The sequence below is a fragment of the Plantactinospora sp. BC1 genome (assembly GCF_003030345.1).
Taxonomy (GTDB): domain Bacteria; phylum Actinomycetota; class Actinomycetes; order Mycobacteriales; family Micromonosporaceae; genus Plantactinospora.
In genome coordinates this window covers 3289627-3306187 of record NZ_CP028158.1, presented here as the reverse complement: position 1 = coordinate 3306187, position 16561 = coordinate 3289627, and the positions used below count along the sequence as shown (strand labels likewise).

Here is a 16561-nt window from a genome sequence, read left to right as displayed (position 1 = left end):
CCGGTCGGGATACCCGGGTCGGGATAGGTACGCGCACTCTGTGAACCGGGTCGGCGGCGGCCGACCATGACAGCGTGAACGCTTCCGCGAACGCGTACCCGTGCCCGGTCTGTGGAGCCGGTGCCAACCTGGCGACCGGATGTCCCGGCTGTGGCCGGGCACCGGATCCGACCGCCGCCGAGGTGACCCGGCTCGGCGCGGAGATCGTCGCGCTCGGCGGGCGGGTCGAGCGGGCGCGGCAGGCGTACCTCGGTCTCGACGCCGCCCTGTGGCAGCTCCGGCGGCGCCGCGACGCGCTGGCCGAGCAGGTCCGGGCGGCGGCGGCCGCGTCCGTCCGGGCCCCGGCGGTCGTCGCCACCGGCGCACCGGCCGCCGTCGCCGGCTCCGGGGGGCCGGCGCCGCAGGCTCCCGCTCCGGTACGACCGGAGACCTCGACCCGGACCGTGCAGAACGTCCTCCTGGTCCTCGGCGGGCTGCTCGTCGGCACGGCGGCGATCGTCTTCACGGTGTGGGCCTGGGCCACGGTCGGGGTCGGCGGCCGGGCGCTGATCCTCGGCGCGCTGACCGGGCTGGCCCTGGCCGCGCCGGTGCTGGCGAAGCGGCGCGGGCTGACCGCCACCGCCGAGACGTTCGCGGCGATCGGCCTGCTCCTGGTGGTACTCGACGGCTACGCCGGGTGGAGCGTGGACCTGTTCGGCGTGGCGGGCTGGCCGGCGGCCCGGTACGCGGCACTGGTGTTCGGGGTCGGCGCGGTGGTGGCGGGGGGTTACCACCGACTGACCCGGCTCGCCGCACCCGCGTTCGCCGGCCTGCTGCTGGCCCAGCCGGTGATTCCGCTGCTCGGCTACGACGCGGGGTTCGGTGCCGCCGGCTGGACGCTGGCGCTCGCCGGGCTGGCGGCGTTCAACCTCACCATGACCGGGGGGCGGGGTGGCGACGGACCGGTGGACCCGAGCAGTGGGGTCCGCCGGTCCGTCGCCTGGGTCGGGTACGGGCTGGCCGGGCTCGCCTCGGCGCTCTGCGGGACGCTGGCGGTGGTCACCACCGACGGTCCGCTGGCCGTACTCGCCGGCGGGCCGCTGCTGGTGGCCGCCCTGCTGCCGATCGCCGGTGCCCTCCGGCTGCGCAGCACCGCCGCCGGGGTCGCTGCGTCCGTCGTCTTCATCGTGGTGCTCGCGGTGGCGCTGGTCCGGGCCGTAGCCGAGACGTCGTGGCCGCTGCTCGGTTCGGCCGCCGGGATCGTCGTGCTGCTGGCGGCCGCGATCGTCGGCACCGCCCGGCTGCTGCCGGCCGGACTCCGGGTCGGGCCCCGGGCCGGTGGGCTGGTCGTGGCCGGCGCCCTGGCGGTGCTGACCGGCTCGATGGCGCTGGTGGTCGCGCTGGCCGTGGCGCTGCGTTCGCAGCCGGCCTGGCGGGCGGACCTGGCCGCCCGGGCGGGGCCGTTCGACTGGCAGCTTCCGCTGGCGCTGGCGCTGGCCGCCGTGGCGATCGTGCTGCTCGGCCGGCGGCGGGACCGGTCGCTGGTGCTGCTGGCCGGTGCGGTCCTCACGGTGCTGGCGACGCCGGCCGCGCTCGCCCTGCCCTGGTGGCTCGTCGCGGTCCTGGACCTGGTGCCGGCGGGCGCGCTCGCGCTGGCCGCCGGCTGGCCGGGCCGGCCGCCGCGCTCGGCGGTGCCGATGGCGCTCGCCGCCGTACCGCTGGCCGGGCACGCGGTACTCGTCGGGCTGGCCCGGCCGGCCGGTGCCGCCGCCGTCTGCGGCGCGCTGGTACTGCTCGGCGTGGCGGTCGCGCTGACCGCACTCCGGCCCGTCGCCGTCGCCGAGCCGGGACCGGAGGGTACTGCCACGGCAGCGGTCTCGCCGTTGCGGCGGGTGCTGGGCGGCAGTGGGCTCGCGACGGCGGTACTCGCCGCTCCGGCGACCGTCCTGCTCGCCCTCTTCGCCGCCGGGGTGTCGCCGGGGTGGCAGGCGCGGGCCGTACTGGGCACCGCCGTGCTGCTCGCCGTCGGGCTGGTACCGGTGCGCCGGGCGGTTCCGCACTACCAGCCGTACGCCAACGCGGCGCTGGCGACCGTCGCGCTGGCGGTCGGCCTGGCACCCGGGCTGCCCGGCGTCGGCGAACCCGCCGGCCCGTACGCCGCCGGGGCGCTGCTGCTCAACATCGTCGGGTGGCTGTCGGGGCGGGGCCGACCGGCGGGACCGACCGGTGCCATCAACCGGGAGGACGTCGGGGAGACGGTCGAACGGCCGGCGGGAGCGGTGCCGGCCCCGGCCGCCGTACCGGCCCTGGTCTCCGGGGCGATCCTGCTGCTCCGGGCGGCCGTGGTGGCGGTACCGGCGGTGCTGGCCGTGCTCGTCGCCCCGTACGGCTGGCTGGGCCGGATCTGGTCGGGCCCGCCGGCCGGGGTCGGGCTGTATCCGGCCTGGATCGGCGTCGACCCGGCCGGTTGGCGGCTCGACGGCGCCGGCACGCTGACCCTGCTGCTGCTCACCGGGGCGGCGGCGGTGGTCGGCTGGGTCCGGTGGCGGAGCGTGTCCGGCACCGCGCTGGTGGTGGCGCCGCTCGCGGTCGGTACCGCGCTGGTCGGGCTGGTCGCCGCCGGGGCACCCTGGCCGGCCGTACCCGCGTCGAGCCTGCTCGCCGGGGTGGCCGGCGCGCTCGTGGTGGCGCTGCGGCGCGACGTCGGCCGTCGGGTCTGGCTGGTGCCGGTAGCTGTCGCGTTCGGGGCGGCGGGCCTGGCCGGGCTGCTGGCGACCAGGCCGAGCACGCTCGCCGGGCTGGCGCTGGTCGGCGCGGCCGGGCTGGCCGCCGGTGCGTTCGGGCGCAGCTCGGCGGCCCGGGTGGCGGGCTGGCTGACCGGTGTCGGCGGCGCGGGGGCGCTGGCCGCCACCGCCACGGTCGCGGCCGACCTGCCGTTGCGGATCACCGCGCTGGCGGTGCTGGGCGTCGCCGCGCTGGCCCTGGCCGGCAGCACGCTGCTGGCCGGTGGCACGCTCCTGGCCGGCAGCGGGCTCCCGGCCGGCAGCGGGCTGCCCGCGGAGGGGGCGTCCGGGGACCGGCCGCGTCCGGCGGTGCCGGGCCGCCGGACCGAGGCGGTCGCCGTCGAGGCGGCCAGCCACGCGACCGCCGCGATCGCGCTGCTGCTGACCGTCGGCGAGATCCGGTACGCGGCGGCGGTCTGCACGCTCTGGGGCGTGGCGCTGGGCCTGCGTGCCCTGCGTCCGGCCGAGCCGCTGCCGCACCGCTGGGCCCGGGCGGCAGCGGCGGGTGGCGCCGAACTGGTCGCCGCCTGGCTGCTGCTCGGCTCCGCCCGGGTGGCGCTGGTCGAGGCGTACACCCTGCCGGCGGCGGTGCTCGGGTTGCTGGCCGGCTGGCTGGCGCTGCGCACCTGGCCGGCCCTGACCAGCTGGGTGGCGTACGGTCCGGGGCTCGGTGCCGCGCTGCTGCCGAGCCTGGTCTCGGTCCTCGTCGCCGGTGACCAGCCGTGGCGGCGGCTGCTGCTCGGTGCCGGTGCACTGCTGGCGGTGCTGGCCGGTGCCCGGTGGCGACGGCAGGCGCCGGTGCTTCTCGGCGGTACCGTCCTCGCCGTACTGGCGCTGCGGGAGACGGTCGACGTCTGGGACCGGCTGCCCCGGTGGGTCTTCCTGGCCGTCGGCGGTTTCGCCCTGATCGGCCTGGGCATGACGTACGAGCGGCGGCGTCGCGACCTGCGCCGGCTCCGCGCGGCGGTCAACCGGATGAGCTGAGCCGTCGGCGGAACGGAACGGTGGTGCTAGCACTACCCCCGATACGGGGGTTTCCGGGGTTACTGTGCGCAACCCTGCGCAGGAGACTGGAGATCAGCGCTCCGCCGACCGGCGTGGCGAAAAGCGACGTTGGGAGCTTACAGATGGCGGTCCTCGCTGCCGTGGCCGAACCGGAGACCCGTCGAGGAAGTGATTACTCACGGTTATCTCGGCGGATCAGCGCGGCGGGTCTGATGGAACGCCGGACCGGCTGGTACGTGGCCCGGATCGCGCTCACCGTCGGGCTCTTCGTCGCCGGTTGGGTCGCCTTCGCCGTCGTCGGCGACTCGTGGTGGCAGATCCTGGTGGCCGTCTTCCTGGCCGGTGCCACCACCCAGGTCGCCTTCCTCGGGCACGACGCCGGACACCGGCAGATGTTCCGGCAGCGGCGGGCCAGCGAGGTGGCCGGGCTGCTCGCCGGCAACCTGGCCGTCGGGCTCAGCTACGGCTGGTGGATCGACAAGCACAACCGGCACCACGCCAACCCGAACCACGAGGACGACGACCCGGACGTCGGGGCGGGCGCGCTGGTCTGGACCGACGAGCAGGCGCTGGCCACCCGGGGCTTCGGCCGGTGGCTGGCACGGCGGCAGGCGTACCTGTTCTTCCCGATGCTGCTGCTGGAGGGGCTGGCGCTGCACGTCTCCAGCGTCCGGGCGCTGACCGACGGTACGCCGATCCGGCGACGTCGGGCCGAGGCGGTGCTGCTGGCTCTGCACGCGGTCGGCTATCTGGGTGCGCTCTTCACCGTCCTCTCCCCGGGTAAGGCGCTGGTCTTCCTCGCCGTCCACCAGGGGCTGTGGGGGCTCTACATGGGCTGCTCGTTCGCGCCCAACCACAAGGGCATGCCGGTGATGACCGCCGAAGACGACCTCGACTTCCTGCGCAAGCAGGTGCTGACCTCGCGCAACGTCCGGGGCGGGGTACTGGTCGACTTCGCGCTGGGCGGCCTCAACTACCAGATCGAGCACCACCTGTTTCCGAGCATGCCGAGGGTGAACCTTCGCCGGGCCCAGCCGATCGTCGCGCGGTACTGCGCGGAGCAGGGCATCCCGTACGAGGAGACCGGGCTCTTCGACTCGTACCGGCAGGCGCTGCGGCATCTGCACTCGGTCGGCGCCCCGCTGCGGGCGGAGGCCGCGGCGGCGCGGAGCAGCGCCGGATAGGCCACGGTGGCCGGGGGGATCGTGGGGCGGCCCTGTGCGGGGCCGCCCCACGCGGGCGATCCGGAGAGCGGCGCCTCAGGCGTCCATCAGGCCGAGCATCTCCGCCGGCATCTCGACGACCTCGGAGGACTTCGGCGGGGTGATCTCGACCGGCTTGCCGAAGTTGTCGTAGCTGACCTTCATGTCGCCGATCAGCGGCGAGACGGTCATGGTGTCGGCCACGATCTCGACCAGCCGGCCCTGGGCGTCGACGGTGGCGGTGAACGGGACCGCGTGCACCTTGTCGCCGAAGACCTTCAACGACTCCGGGTCGGCGGTCGGCGACTTGGCCAGGTCGAGGGTGCCCTTGAACTCGCGCTCGCCGACCCGGTCGACGCTGACGATGCCCTTCATCAGGTTGTTCACGCCCATCGGGTCGTCCTCGGGCATGATGTCCAGGGTGCTGCCGTCCTTGATCTTCGCGGCGTCGACCCGCATCCACTCCTTGGGCAGCCCCGGCAGGCCGGCGTACTTCACGAAGAGGTCGGCGTCGAGCAGGATGATCTTGAAGTCCATCGACTGCCCCGGGGCGTCGAGCTTCATGGCCAGGTTGGCCTTCTTGCCCTTCGGGTCCATCGCGCCCTGCGCCGACATCACCGACATCTTGAGGCTCACCGTGAAGGTGTCCTCGTTCAGCTTCCGCACCGACGCGGCCAGGGCGTCGGCGGCACTCGTCTCCGGCGCGGCCGCCGCGCCGTTCCCGTCGCCACGCCGCTCGGTGCCGGGCAGCGCACAGCCCGCGACGCCGACACCGAACGCGGTGACGAGGGCCAGGCCGGCGATCGCCAGCCGTCGAGTCTTCATCTGGTGTTTCCTCCCCGTGACAAAGGCCACGCGCAGTCACCTGCCGTGGCCGGACGCCGGACAGCGTAGCGGGCGGCCACCAGCGGCGGCGCACCGATTTCCGCCGGTGGCGTACCCGGCCTGCGGCGCGACGCCGCGCGGCGTACCCCGGTGCGCCGGACCGTCGCCGTGGTCGGCCGCCGCCGCGCTCCACCCGCAGCCGGGGCGCCCGGTTGTATCCCACGGCCACCGGCCTCGGCGGTAAGGTCTGGCCATGGCAGAGGTGCTGGACGCGGAGGCGGTGCGGACCGAGCTGGCCGAGCTGGAGGGCTGGTCCGGCGATCCGGCCGGCATCGCCCGTACCGTCGAACTGCCCGCCTTCCGTGACGCGATCGATGTGGTGGACCGGGTGGCGGTGGTCGCCGAGGAACTCGACCATCATCCCGACATCGACATCCGGTGGCGCACGGTGACCTTCCGTTGCGCGACCCATTCGGTAGGTGGGGTGACCCGACGTGACGTCGAGCTGGCGCGGCGGATCGACGAGATAGCCCGGGGAGCGGCGTGAGATTCGAGATAAGCAAGGTCCTCGACGCGATCGAGGACCGGGTCAGCACCGACCCGTCGCTGGTACGCGCGGTGCTGGACCTGGCCGAGGTGGTCCGCTACCAGGACCTCGACGGCGGCCGGCCGGCCAGCACCATGCGACTGGGCATGGTGATCGACGCGCTCGGGCGGCACCTGGAGGAGGACAACGTCCCGGTGTACGCGGTGGTGCACCGCGCGCTGCTCAGCGACGCCGACCTCACCTCCAACGAGCGGATGGTGCTCCGGCGCTGGGCCGACAACGGCCTGGTCGAGGTGCTCGTCAACCCCGGCGACCGGGTGCTGGAGGTGGCCGACCTGCTCGGCCTGCCGGTGCTGAGCCGGGGGCGCTTCGACGGCATGTCCGGGCGCTTCCCGTGGGTGACCAGCGCACCGGGCCGGCTGCTCGCCCCGCTGCCGGGTGCCGGCGGCCCGGTGCTGGCGCAGCGGGTGAAGGGGAACGTGGCGGCCACCGGGCCGTCGCCGACCGGCCGGAAGCTGCTCGCCCGCACCTGGCGGTGCAAGGAACCCGGCTGCGTGCTCTTCGGCGGCGGTGGTGGCGGTGGCGCCTTCGCCGACCTCGCCGAGATCGACCGCAAGCCGAGCGGCCAGCCGCCACCGACGCTGCGCACCGGGATGCCGACCTGTCCCCGGCACGACCAGCGGCTCAGCGACGCCGGCCCGAGGCCGAACGAGGAGGTGCTGTCGGTCCGGATCGGCGGCATGGTGCGGCGCCGGTTCGTGGTGACCGCCGAGCGGCCGGTGGTGGTCGGCCGGGCACCGGACGACTCCGGCGGGATCCGGCTCGGCCAGTGGCTCAACGACGAGGCGCGGCGCTGGATCAGCCGCAGCCACGTCCGGTTCGAGCTGCGCGGCGGCGACCTGGTCGCGCAGGACGTCAGCACCAACGGCTCCGGCGTACGGCCGGGCGGGTCGATGGACGAGGCGGAGCGGGTCGCGCTGGCCCACCAGCAGTCCCGGGTGATGCGCGGCGGCGACATCGTGGAGCTCTATCCCGGCGTACAGGTGGGGCGGTCGAGCACCTGGAACTCCGGCGGCATGACGAACCCGACCTCGGTGATGGCCGAGGCGCCGACGATGGCGATCCGGCTGCCCGGCCGGGGCTGACGAACGGGCGGACCGGCCCGTCCCCGGTGGGACGGACCGGCCCGGCCGGCTCAGCGCAGTACGGCGGCGAGCTGCTCCAGCACGTGGTCGAGTTCGTGCGCCTCGACCACGAGCGGCGGCGCGAGCCGGATCGTCGAGCCGTGGGTGTCCTTGGCCAGTACGCCGCGCTCGGCCAGCCGCTCGCACGCCTGCCGCCCGGTCATCAGCGCCGGGTCGATGTCGATGCCGGCCCAGAGCCCCCGGCCGCGCACCGCGACCAGCCCCTCGCCGACCAGCCCGCGCAGCCCGGCGTGCAGCCGCGCGCCCAGCTCCGCCGAGCGGCGCTGGAACTCGCCGGTGGCGAGCAGCCGGACCACCTCGGTGGCGACCGCGCAGGCCAGCGGGTTGCCGCCGAACGTCGAGCCGTGCTCGCCGGGCCGTAGCACGCCGAGCACGTCGGCGTCGGCCGCGACCGCCGAGACCGGCACGATGCCGCCGCCGAGCGCCTTGCCGAGGACGTACATGTCGGGTCTGACGCCCTCGTGGTCGCAGGCGAACGTCTCGCCGGTGCGGCCCAGTCCGGACTGGATCTCGTCGGCGACGAAGAGCACGTTCCGTTCCGTGCAGAGCCGGCGTACCCCGGGCAGGTAGCCGGCCGGCGGCACCACGACACCCTGCTCGCCCTGGATCGGCTCCAGCAACACGGCGACGGTGGTCTCGTCGACCGCCTCGGCCAGCGCGGCGAGGTCGCCGTAGGGGACGATCCGGAACCCCGGGGTGTACGGCCCGAAGTCGTCCCGGGCCTCCCGGTCGGTGGAGAAGCTGACGATCGTGGTGGTACGGCCGTGGAAGTTGCCGTCCGCGACCACGATCGTGGCCTGCCCGTCCGGTACGCCCTTGACCCGGTAGCCCCACTTGCGGGAGACCTTGATCGCGGTCTCCACCGCCTCGGCGCCGGTGTTCATCGGCAGCACCAGGTCCTTGCCGCAGAGCTGGGCCAGCTCGCGGCAGAAGTCGGCGAACTGGTCGTGCACGAACGCCCGGCTGGTCAGGGTGAGCCGGTCGAGCTGGGCGTGCGCGGCGGCGATCAGCGTCGGGTGCCGGTGCCCGAAGTTCAGTGCCGAGTAGCCGGCGAGGCAGTCCAGGTAGCGCCGGCCGTCGACGTCGGTCACCCAGGCGCCCTCGGCCGAGGAGATCACCACCGGCAGCGGGTGGTAGTTGTGCGCGGTCCAGCGCTCCGCGTCGCGCACCGCCGCCGGGGTGCGCGACATCTCGTCCGCCGCCGGGGTGCCCGGCATGTCGTCCGCCTCCTGGGGGCGCAGCACGTCGTCCACGATCACTTGGTCGCCTCTCGTTCCCGCAGCACCAGGGTGCAGCACTTCGGTCCGCCGCCGGCCTTTCGCAGCTCGGACAAATCAACACCAATTGTGTCGTACCCACGGTCGCGGAGTGCCGCCGACAGCCCGGTGGCCTGCGCCGGAAGTACGACGTGCCGGCCGTCGCTGACCGCGTTCAGGCCCAGCACCTCGGCGTCGGCCATCGTCGCCAGCACCGCGTCCGGGAAGAGCCGGCGCAGCACCGCCCGGCTGCCCGGCGAGAACGCCTCCGGCAGGTACGCCACGGTCTCGTCGTCGAGCACGCAGAGCGCGGTGTCCAGGTGGTAGAAGCGCGGGTCGACGAGTTGCAGGGTGATCACCGGCCGCCCGAAGACCTCCTGGAGGTGGGCGTGTGCGGCGTGCGAGGTGCGGAACCCGGTACCGGCCAGCAGCAGCCCGCCGACCGGCAGGATGTCGCCCTCGCCCTCGTTGACCTGCTTCGCCTCGTGCACCTCGAAACCGGCCCGGTCCAGCCAGCCGGCGTACGCCGGTGCCTCGTCGGCGCGCTCCGGGTCGCGGAACTGCACCGCCAGCGCCCGGCCGTCGAGCACGGTCGCGCCGTTCGCCGCGAAGACCATGTCGGGGAGCCCGGGCAGCGGCTCGATCTCGTCGACGGTGTGTCCGAGGTCGAGGTACGTCCGGCGCAGCGTCTCCCACTGCCGCAGCGCGAGGGCGGTGTCGACCGGGGCGGCCGGGTCCATCCAGGGGTTGATCGCGTACTCGACGGTGAAGTACGTCGGCCGGCACATCAGGTAGTGCCGCGTCTGCGCCGGGCCGGCCGGGGTACGCCCGCTGGTGGCGATGGCGTCCAACGTCATGGTCCTGCTCCTGGGGTCGGGCGCGCCCGGCCTCCGTACGGCTCACGAGCTGGCGCCGACCCAACGCTATGCGGCCCCCACCGGCGAAAACCACGTCTGAGCTTTGCTTGCCCCGGCCGATCGTTGCGTCTCCGGGCGCCCTCACCAGCGATCCGTTGCGCCCCGACCGACGCGCCGCCCGGCGGCGCGAAGCCGCCTCGGATAACAAGCGGCCTCGGGTAACAAGCCGCCTCGGGTAAGTAGTGGTCTCCCGACGCCGGAAGCTGCTACGTCAGGGAGGGAGCCGGGACCGCCGAAGGGAGTCAGGCGGGGCGAGGACGCACTTCGGGGGCGGCGTCGTCGCCGCCCCCGAACATGTGCGCTCAGGTGGTGAACCACCACCGGCTGGCGGGGCCAGAGCGGTGCACCACCGCTCCGCGCAGGTCCTTACCCGATCAGAACCGGTCCACAAACTGTGAATCAAGCCACTCGCGGAACCGGACCACGGTGTCGCCGTCGGTGGTCGGCCAGTCGAACTGGCCGGTCATCGCCAGCACCGCGACGACGACGGCACCGACCCCGAGGACGATCCCGATCAGCGCGTCGGTCTTGCCGGCGACGTGCCGGCGGGCGGTCGCGGAGACGCCGCTGACGCCGAGCAGCAGGGCGATGGTGCCGAGCACGATGCCGTAGCCGGCGAGCGCGCCGGACAGCACGAACGCGGCGGCGGCCACCCCGAACACCAGGCTCAGCGTGGCGAGCATGCTGGCCCGGGGACGCGGACCGCGGTCCACCACGACCGGTTCGCTCTCCGGCGTACGGTCGGCGTCCGGCGTACGCTCGCCGAGCCCGCGCTCCGGTTCGCTCGTGCGGTCGGTGTCGCGCCGGGTCTCGGTCCGGGTCGCCGCCGGTGCGGTCGCGGTGACCGGGGGAGCCGTCCGGGGCGCGGTGTCGGGCTCGGTGACCGTGCTCCCGGCCCGGTGCTTCGCCGGGTCGTCGGTCCGGGTGGTGTCGCCCCGCTCCTCGGTCCGGTCGGTCGCTCCGGTACGGGTGCGCGCGGCGTCAGCCGCCGTGGCGGTGCCGGTCGACCGCTCGTCCCGGCCGTCGACGCGGTCCTCGCGGCCGTCGACGTGCTCGTCGCGGCTGTCGACGTGTCCGTCGCGGTTCTCGTCCCGCGTCGGCGCCGGCTCCGATTGGCGCATCAGTGATGGAATCCTGACCACAACACACCTCCTGATCCATGCGTGGAGCCTCATTGATGGCGCCTACGCAGCGTTGGGATCGGTGTACCCCGATGTGCGATCCGCCACACATCGGGCGAGGTGGGTGGGGCCGCCCTCAGTCGTCGTCGGACCGGGTGAGGATGACGTGGTCGCGGCGCTCGCCTCCACCGCCGGCGGTTTCCATCCGCTGCACGCGATTGCCGGGCCGGAATGGACGGGGCTGCCGGTCTGGGTCGACGGCATCGTCACCGGAATCATGGTCGGCGGTTGGCAGGAAGCCGATGCCCGACCTGATCAGCCGGATCCAGCCGGGCGGCGGCGCCCGTCCCTGAGCCCGGTCGCCCCCTCCCATGGTTTTGCCGACCGGGATCCTGTGCGGGCGCCGCCGCCTCGGCCGCCGGTACCGCTGCCGCGCGGAGACCGGCCGCCGTCGTGATACGGAACCGGCGATTGCCGGGCTACCGATCACCAGAAAACGGCGTAGAACATGCGTAGTGGGTGTCGATAAGTCGAGTGGAACGAGGGGAAGCCGAGTAGAGGTCTTCTTCTGCCGGCATTTCCGGTCGATGTGGTCCTTGCGGATCGGGCGCGGCGGCGGGGCCTCATTCCGACTTCAGATCAGCGCGGCCGGCAGACGCCTCGGCTTCGGGTTGGCTCGGCGTACCGGTTGCGACCTTCGGCGCGGCGGGGTGGCCACCCGGGCCCGCTGCGCGGGGCGCCAGTGCACCGGTTGCAAGCCGGCCAACTGGACGTAGATTTCCCGACGTCGAACGGCGTTGCCGTACTCGTCCAGACTGTAGCCGGTGAGCCAGCACCAGCCGTGATAGGTGGGCTTTTCGCTCACCCGGGTCACCCGGAACAGCATGGCCCGCCGACCGCCGAACTGTACGCTCGCCGCCGCCCCGACCTGCACCACCATTCCGGGGCGGGGTGGTTCCTGCATCATGGGACCGGGATGAGAAAGCCGGGTCCGTTGGGATCGAGTCGTACCCAGCAGTTGGCGGCATCGCCGCAGACGGGGCACCTGCCGAACCGATCGGGGCTGTGCGAGTCGGCCAGCAGATAGCTGTTGACCAGGATGTCGGCCGACGTGTACGGCGGTGGATCGGCGGCCCGGTCCGTCCAGGCGATGAAACGATTGTGTAACCAGCCGGCGGGAACATGTCGTAGATCCTCGGCGGCGTTGACGAGATGGTGGGCCAGGTAGTACCTGAGTGAGACGATGCTGCCCGCGAACTCGGCCCGTAGCTGTCGTCTTCGGACCGCACAGGGCCAGTCGTCGCCGCATCCGGTGCAGGTCCACAGCGGAGCGGCGGGATCGTGGTCCCACATTTCCGTTCCCCCCGCTTGGGTCGTCAGAGGTTCGGCTGCCATGCAATCGATGCTTTACTAGAGCGCGAAACAATGCAATATTACGTCTTGGCTGAACGATTTCCCTCTAACGATCTGTAATTACCTGAATCACGGAGAGTACTCAGTGGACATTACAAATCAAATGAAAGGTTCACTCGAAAGGTAATACTGGAGAGGGGGAGTGAAGTGCAGGCAGGGGTGGACTCCACCGTTCCTCGCAGAGAGCTCGGGCGGCACCTACGCCAGCTCCGCGAGGAGGCCCGGCTCACCATCAAGGTGGTGTCCGAGGCGTTGGAGTGGTCGATGCCGAAGATCTGGCGCATCGAGAGCGGGGCGACCAGCATGCGGTCGCTGGACGTGGAGGCGATGTGCCGGATATACGGTGCGTCACCGCAAATGACCGAGGCCCTCACCGGGCTGGCGAAGGAAACCAGGGCCCGGGGGTGGTGGCACTGCTACGGCGAGGCCATTCCCGGCTGGTTCGAGCCGTACGTGGGGTTGGAGGCCGCGGCAAGCCATCTGCGGATGTACGAGCCGCAGTTCGTTCCGGGACTACTGCAAACGCCGGCGTACGCCGCGGAGGTCTGCCGGGTGGTCAGTCCCGAACTCGCACCCGCCGAACGCGAGCGGGCGGTCAGGGTCGAACTGGCCCGGCAGGAGATCCTCGACGGGCGGCGCGGGCCGGCTCCACAGCTCGACGTCGTACTCGACGAGGCGGTGCTGCGTCGGGTCGCCGGCAGCGGGCAGATGATGGGCGAGCAGTTGCGGCATCTGGTGGCCGTCAGCCAGCAGCCGAACATCTCGGTCCGGGTGCTGCCGTTCTCGGCCGGGCTCTACCGGGCCGAGCGCGCCAACGGCGGCTTCGCCATCCTCGAATTCCCGAAGGACGGCCTCGGGCGCCGCACCGAGCCTCCGATCGTCTACAGCGGCGGTCTGACCGGCGCGCTCTATCTGGAGAAGCCGCACGAGGTGGACAGCCACGCCGCCGTCTGGCGTGACTTCGAGGAGATCAGCCTCACCGAGGAGCTGTCCCGAAAACTGATCACGACCGTGGCGGAGGAGTACGGCGGGTGACGCCGTCGAGCACGACCCGGCCGTGACAGCCGGGGTCAGCAGCATCACGGGGAGGGGGAGAAAGAACCGGCAGCCTGCCGTACGTCGCCGATGTGGGGAGACAGCGGCGACGGGCGGGACGAGCGGTCGGAATGTCGGGCCGAGCCGTCGGGCGAGGTTCGGTGACCCGCCGTTGCCCGGGACCGGGCCGGTGGGGGTGGAGTGCGGACGACCGCCTCCACCTCCGCGTCCGTACCCGACGGGACACCGACTCCGCCGATGCGGCACCGCACCACCTGGCGTGCGGTCCCGCGGGCGTGCGCGGTCTCAGCCCCAGGCACGGTCGAGTGCCAGCGCCAGCCGCCGCGCCCACTGCCGCGCGGTGCCGGCGACACCGGGGTACTCGTCGAGGAAGTTGTGCCAGTCGACGTCCCAGCCGAGCACGGTCTCGGCGGTGAAGTCGTCGGCCTCGGCACCGAGTTCGGCTCGCATGAGCGTGCGGACGAGGTCCCGGTCCACAGTGGTGTGTTCGGCGAGGAGCACGGCGTCGTAGAGGTCCTTGCCCTGCGGGTAGGCGTCGGTGGCCAGCCAGAGCAGCTTCCAGGCCAGCGAGAGCCCGGCGGGCGCGGCCAGCACCGGCACGTCCACGCCGGGCAGCACCAGCGCCTCCGGTGCGAGGGGCAGCCGCTCGCCGAAGACGATGTCGAGCTGCACGTACCCCTCCGGCGCCTCCGGCGTGTCGAACGGGACGACCAGCCGCCGCCCGTCGGCGCGTTCGTAGGTCCAGATGGCCGACTCGGAGATCTGGTCCGCCCGCAGGCCGACGTCGCCCGGGATGCGCCGGACGGCGGCCCTGACGTCGTGGAGCAGTGCACGGGCGTCCGCGCTGTCGCTCCGGATGGTGTGCGGGGTGACGACGAAGTCGAGGTCGCCCGGTTCCCGGGCCGCGTCGCCGACCCAGGCCGCCATCGTGACGCTGCCGCGCAGCACCAGGTGCTCGCTTCCCCAGCGGGTCGCGGCGACCGCCGCGAGGATCCGGTTCATCGCGGTGTGCCGGGCGCCGGCCCATCGCCGGCCGGTCTCCGCGACCAGGAAGCTGGGCTCGCCGGCGCGGTAGGCGTTCGGGTACTGCTTCAGCGCGGGGTCGAACGCCGCCCGCTGCCGGACGGTCGGGTCGGCGGGCAGCGGCCGGTACGTCGGCGGATAGTGCGGGCTGCCGGCCGGTGCGGTCCGAATCTCGTCCTCCCGGCTGTGCGCCCAGTCTCTGGCGGCCCAGATCGGGGCGTCGCTGAGCCAGCCCTCGTCGTGCGACAGGTGACTGTCGGACACCACGTACTCCTGCTCGAGGGTCACGATCTCGTGCCCGGCCGACCGGAGCGCCTCGACGAGCGCGTCGAGCCGCTGCCTGGCCGTGCCGAGCCCGACGCCGTGGCAGCGCTGGGTGACGAACCGTTCCTCGGCGCCGCCGCTCCGTTTCCGGCGGGCGTTCCGGGAGAGCCGGGCGTGGTGCGGGGTGATCACGTCGGTGACCGCCAGCAGGGTCGGCACCGACGCGTCGGGGAGCAGCAGTTTGACGTGATGCTCGAAATACCGCCCCGCGGGCTCGGTCGCCGCCTCCTCGTCGGACTGCGGCAGGCCGGTGCACCACGGCGCTGCCTCGATCTTGGAGCGGCACTCCGGGATGCCGGCCCGGCGCAGCCGCTGCCGCCAATGCTCCACCACGGCGTGCTGCTCCCGCAGGGTGCCCCGGCCGGTCAGGGTGAGCATGGGCTGGGAGGCGAACGTGCCACGGTCGAGCACGATGTGCAGGAACTTCACCCCGTGCTCGGCCGCGAACGCCGCCAGCTTCTCGGCATGCTGCGCGTGCACCGTCACGTGGATCTCGAAGTCCCCCGACACCTCAGACACCGGCGTAGCGTACGGCCGGGCCACCGGGCCGGGAAACGCGGTTTCCGGTGCGCGTCCCGCCCGCCGCCGCCTCGGCCCGCCCCGGCGGGTGGGACCGAATTGGTGCTTTACCAGCGCGGGAAGTAATGCAATATTACCTCTTGGCCCGAACGGTTCTTATTGATCTCTTCTATTGCTGGCGATCCGTCATCGGTCTTGAGGTCGGTATTACAGATCGACTGAAAGATTGGTGCGGCGATAATTCCGGAAAGGGGATGACGGTGCGGGCAGAGGTCGACTCCACCGTTCCGCGCAGGCAACTCGGGCGTCACTTGCGTCAACTCCGCGAGGAGGCCCGACTCACCATCAAGGTCGTTTCCACGACCCTGCGGTGGTCGACTCCGAAGATCTGGCGCATCGAGACCGGGGCGACCAGCATGCGGTCGCCGGACGTCGAGGCGATGTGCCGGATCTACGGCGCGTCCCCGGAAATGACCGAGGCGCTGACCGGGCTGGCCAGGGAGACCAAGGCCCGCGGCTGGTGGCACTGTTACGGCGATGCCATCCCCGAGTGGTTCGAGCTGTACGTCGGCCTCGAAGCCGCCGCCTCCCACCTGCGGATGTACGAGCCGCACTTCGTGCCGGGACTCCTACAGACCTCGGCATACGCCAGCGAGGTCTTTCGGATCGGCAGTCCCGAACTCGGGCCGGTCGAGCGGGACCGGGCGGTCAAGGTCCGGCTCGGCCGGCAGGCGATCCTGGGCCGTCGCCACCCGTCGGCCCCGCAGCTCGACGTGATCCTCGACGAGGCGGTGCTGCGCCGCGCGCCCGGTGCCGGATCAATAATGGCTGAACAGTTGCGGCACCTGGCCCTTGCCAGTCGGCAGTCGAATGTGTCGGTGCGGGTGCTGCCGTTCTCGGTCGGGCTCTACCGGGCGGAGCGCGCTAATGGCGGTTTCGCGATCCTTGAGTTTCCCAAGGACGGCATCGGCCGCCGGACCGAACCGCCGATCGTCTACAGCGAGGGGTTGACGGGCGCGCTGTACCTGGAGAGGCCGCACGAGGTGGAAGCCCATCTCGCCGTCTGGCGAGATATCGAGGAAGATAGCTTGACGGAAGCAAAATCACGAGAGCTGATCGAGTCGATCGCGGAGGAGCATCCAGCATGATGATCGATCTGTGCCGGGCCGACTGGCGGAAGAGCAGCCGAAGTGGGGGCGGCAACTGTGTCGAGGTGGCGGACAACCTGGTGGGGGTTGTCGGGGTGCGGGACAGCAAGGACGTGACCGGGCCGGTACTGGCGTTCCCGCCTCGCGCCTGGGCGGCGTTCGTGGCTGCCGTGGCCGGCGGCGCCGCACCGACCCCCGACCGCTGACCTTCCCGCTCCGACCGGAATGCTTGCGTACG

General features: G+C 72.8%; 15 protein-coding genes. 8 read left to right on the top strand and 7 right to left on the bottom strand.

Translation table 11 applies throughout. From position 1 onward, the window contains the following. Positions 1-74 precede the first annotated feature (74 nt). The gene (locus tag C6361_RS14240; RefSeq protein WP_107268043.1) at positions 75-3746 is read left to right on the top strand and encodes an SCO7613 C-terminal domain-containing membrane protein; all 3672 of its coding nucleotides are present in this window, start codon (positions 75-77) and stop codon (positions 3744-3746) included. 143 nt (positions 3747-3889) lie between these two features. Beyond that, the gene (locus C6361_RS14235; RefSeq protein ID WP_107268042.1) at positions 3890-4951 is read left to right on the top strand and encodes an acyl-CoA desaturase; all 1062 of its coding nucleotides are present in this window, start codon (positions 3890-3892) and stop codon (positions 4949-4951) included. 75 nt (positions 4952-5026) lie between these two features. Here the strand turns inward: C6361_RS14235 and C6361_RS14230 are convergent, their stop codons facing one another. Next, positions 5027-5794 (bottom strand): hypothetical protein, encoded by a 768-nt coding sequence (locus C6361_RS14230; RefSeq protein WP_107257969.1) that lies wholly within the window; start codon positions 5792-5794, stop codon positions 5027-5029. A 253-nt stretch (positions 5795-6047) separates the two neighbouring features. Between C6361_RS14230 and C6361_RS14225 the strand changes: the two genes are divergently transcribed. Further along, positions 6048-6341 (top strand): 4a-hydroxytetrahydrobiopterin dehydratase, encoded by a 294-nt coding sequence (locus tag C6361_RS14225; protein ID WP_107257970.1) that lies wholly within the window; start codon positions 6048-6050, stop codon positions 6339-6341. Continuing rightward, positions 6338-7486, top strand: a complete 1149-nt coding sequence (locus tag C6361_RS14220) for an FHA domain-containing protein (protein ID WP_107257971.1) — start codon at positions 6338-6340, stop codon at positions 7484-7486. Before C6361_RS14225 ends, C6361_RS14220 begins: the two co-directional genes overlap by 4 nt. A gap of 50 nt (positions 7487-7536) precedes the next feature. On the opposite strand, the gene rocD is transcribed toward C6361_RS14220, so the two are convergent. From rocD to C6361_RS14205, 3 genes are all read right to left on the bottom strand, one after another. Continuing rightward, positions 7537-8763 carry an ornithine--oxo-acid transaminase gene (rocD, locus tag C6361_RS14215; RefSeq protein ID WP_304598549.1) on the bottom strand — a complete coding sequence of 409 codons (1227 nt, stop codon included), beginning with the start codon at positions 8761-8763 and terminating at the stop codon, positions 7537-7539. A gap of 38 nt (positions 8764-8801) precedes the next feature. Then, positions 8802-9659 (bottom strand): dimethylargininase, encoded by an 858-nt coding sequence (ddaH, locus tag C6361_RS14210; RefSeq protein WP_107257972.1) that lies wholly within the window; start codon positions 9657-9659, stop codon positions 8802-8804. 434 nt (positions 9660-10093) lie between these two features. Further along, positions 10094-10840: a DUF4190 domain-containing protein gene (locus C6361_RS14205; RefSeq protein ID WP_234359489.1), complete on the bottom strand. Its 747-nt coding sequence runs from the start codon at positions 10838-10840 to the stop codon at positions 10094-10096. 166 nt (positions 10841-11006) lie between these two features. Between C6361_RS14205 and C6361_RS37000 the strand changes: the two genes are divergently transcribed. Beyond that, on the top strand, positions 11007-11297 hold the full coding sequence (locus tag C6361_RS37000; protein WP_159079324.1) for a hypothetical protein: 291 nt from the start codon (positions 11007-11009) through the stop codon (positions 11295-11297). Positions 11298-11474: 177 nt separating this feature from the next. Here C6361_RS37000 and C6361_RS14200 read toward each other — a convergent pair whose 3' ends face one another. Both C6361_RS14200 and C6361_RS39205 read right to left on the bottom strand, forming a co-directional pair. Further along, positions 11475-11807 (bottom strand): hypothetical protein, encoded by a 333-nt coding sequence (locus tag C6361_RS14200; protein WP_107257974.1) that lies wholly within the window; start codon positions 11805-11807, stop codon positions 11475-11477. Further along, positions 11804-12193, bottom strand: a complete 390-nt coding sequence (locus tag C6361_RS39205) for a hypothetical protein (protein WP_369931389.1) — start codon at positions 12191-12193, stop codon at positions 11804-11806. The genes C6361_RS14200 and C6361_RS39205 overlap by 4 nt, the downstream gene beginning before the upstream one ends. Positions 12194-12400: 207 nt before the next feature. On the opposite strand from C6361_RS39205, the gene C6361_RS14190 reads away from it, so the two are divergent. Continuing rightward, the gene (locus tag C6361_RS14190; protein ID WP_107268041.1) at positions 12401-13288 is read left to right on the top strand and encodes a helix-turn-helix transcriptional regulator; all 888 of its coding nucleotides are present in this window, start codon (positions 12401-12403) and stop codon (positions 13286-13288) included. 306 nt (positions 13289-13594) lie between these two features. Here the strand turns inward: C6361_RS14190 and C6361_RS14185 are convergent, their stop codons facing one another. Next, a complete protein-coding gene (locus tag C6361_RS14185; RefSeq protein WP_107270949.1) occupies positions 13595-15175 on the bottom strand; it encodes a nucleotidyl transferase AbiEii/AbiGii toxin family protein in 1581 nt (526 codons plus the stop codon). A gap of 254 nt (positions 15176-15429) precedes the next feature. Between C6361_RS14185 and C6361_RS14180 the strand changes: the two genes are divergently transcribed. After that, complete coding sequence (locus C6361_RS14180) at positions 15430-16323, top strand: helix-turn-helix transcriptional regulator (RefSeq protein WP_107268040.1); 894 nt, start codon at positions 15430-15432, stop codon at positions 16321-16323. Continuing rightward, entirely contained in the window at positions 16323-16529 is a 207-nt protein-coding gene (locus C6361_RS14175; RefSeq protein ID WP_107270948.1) for a DUF397 domain-containing protein, read from the top strand. Before C6361_RS14180 ends, C6361_RS14175 begins: the two co-directional genes overlap by 1 nt. Positions 16530-16561: the final 32 nt, after the last annotated feature.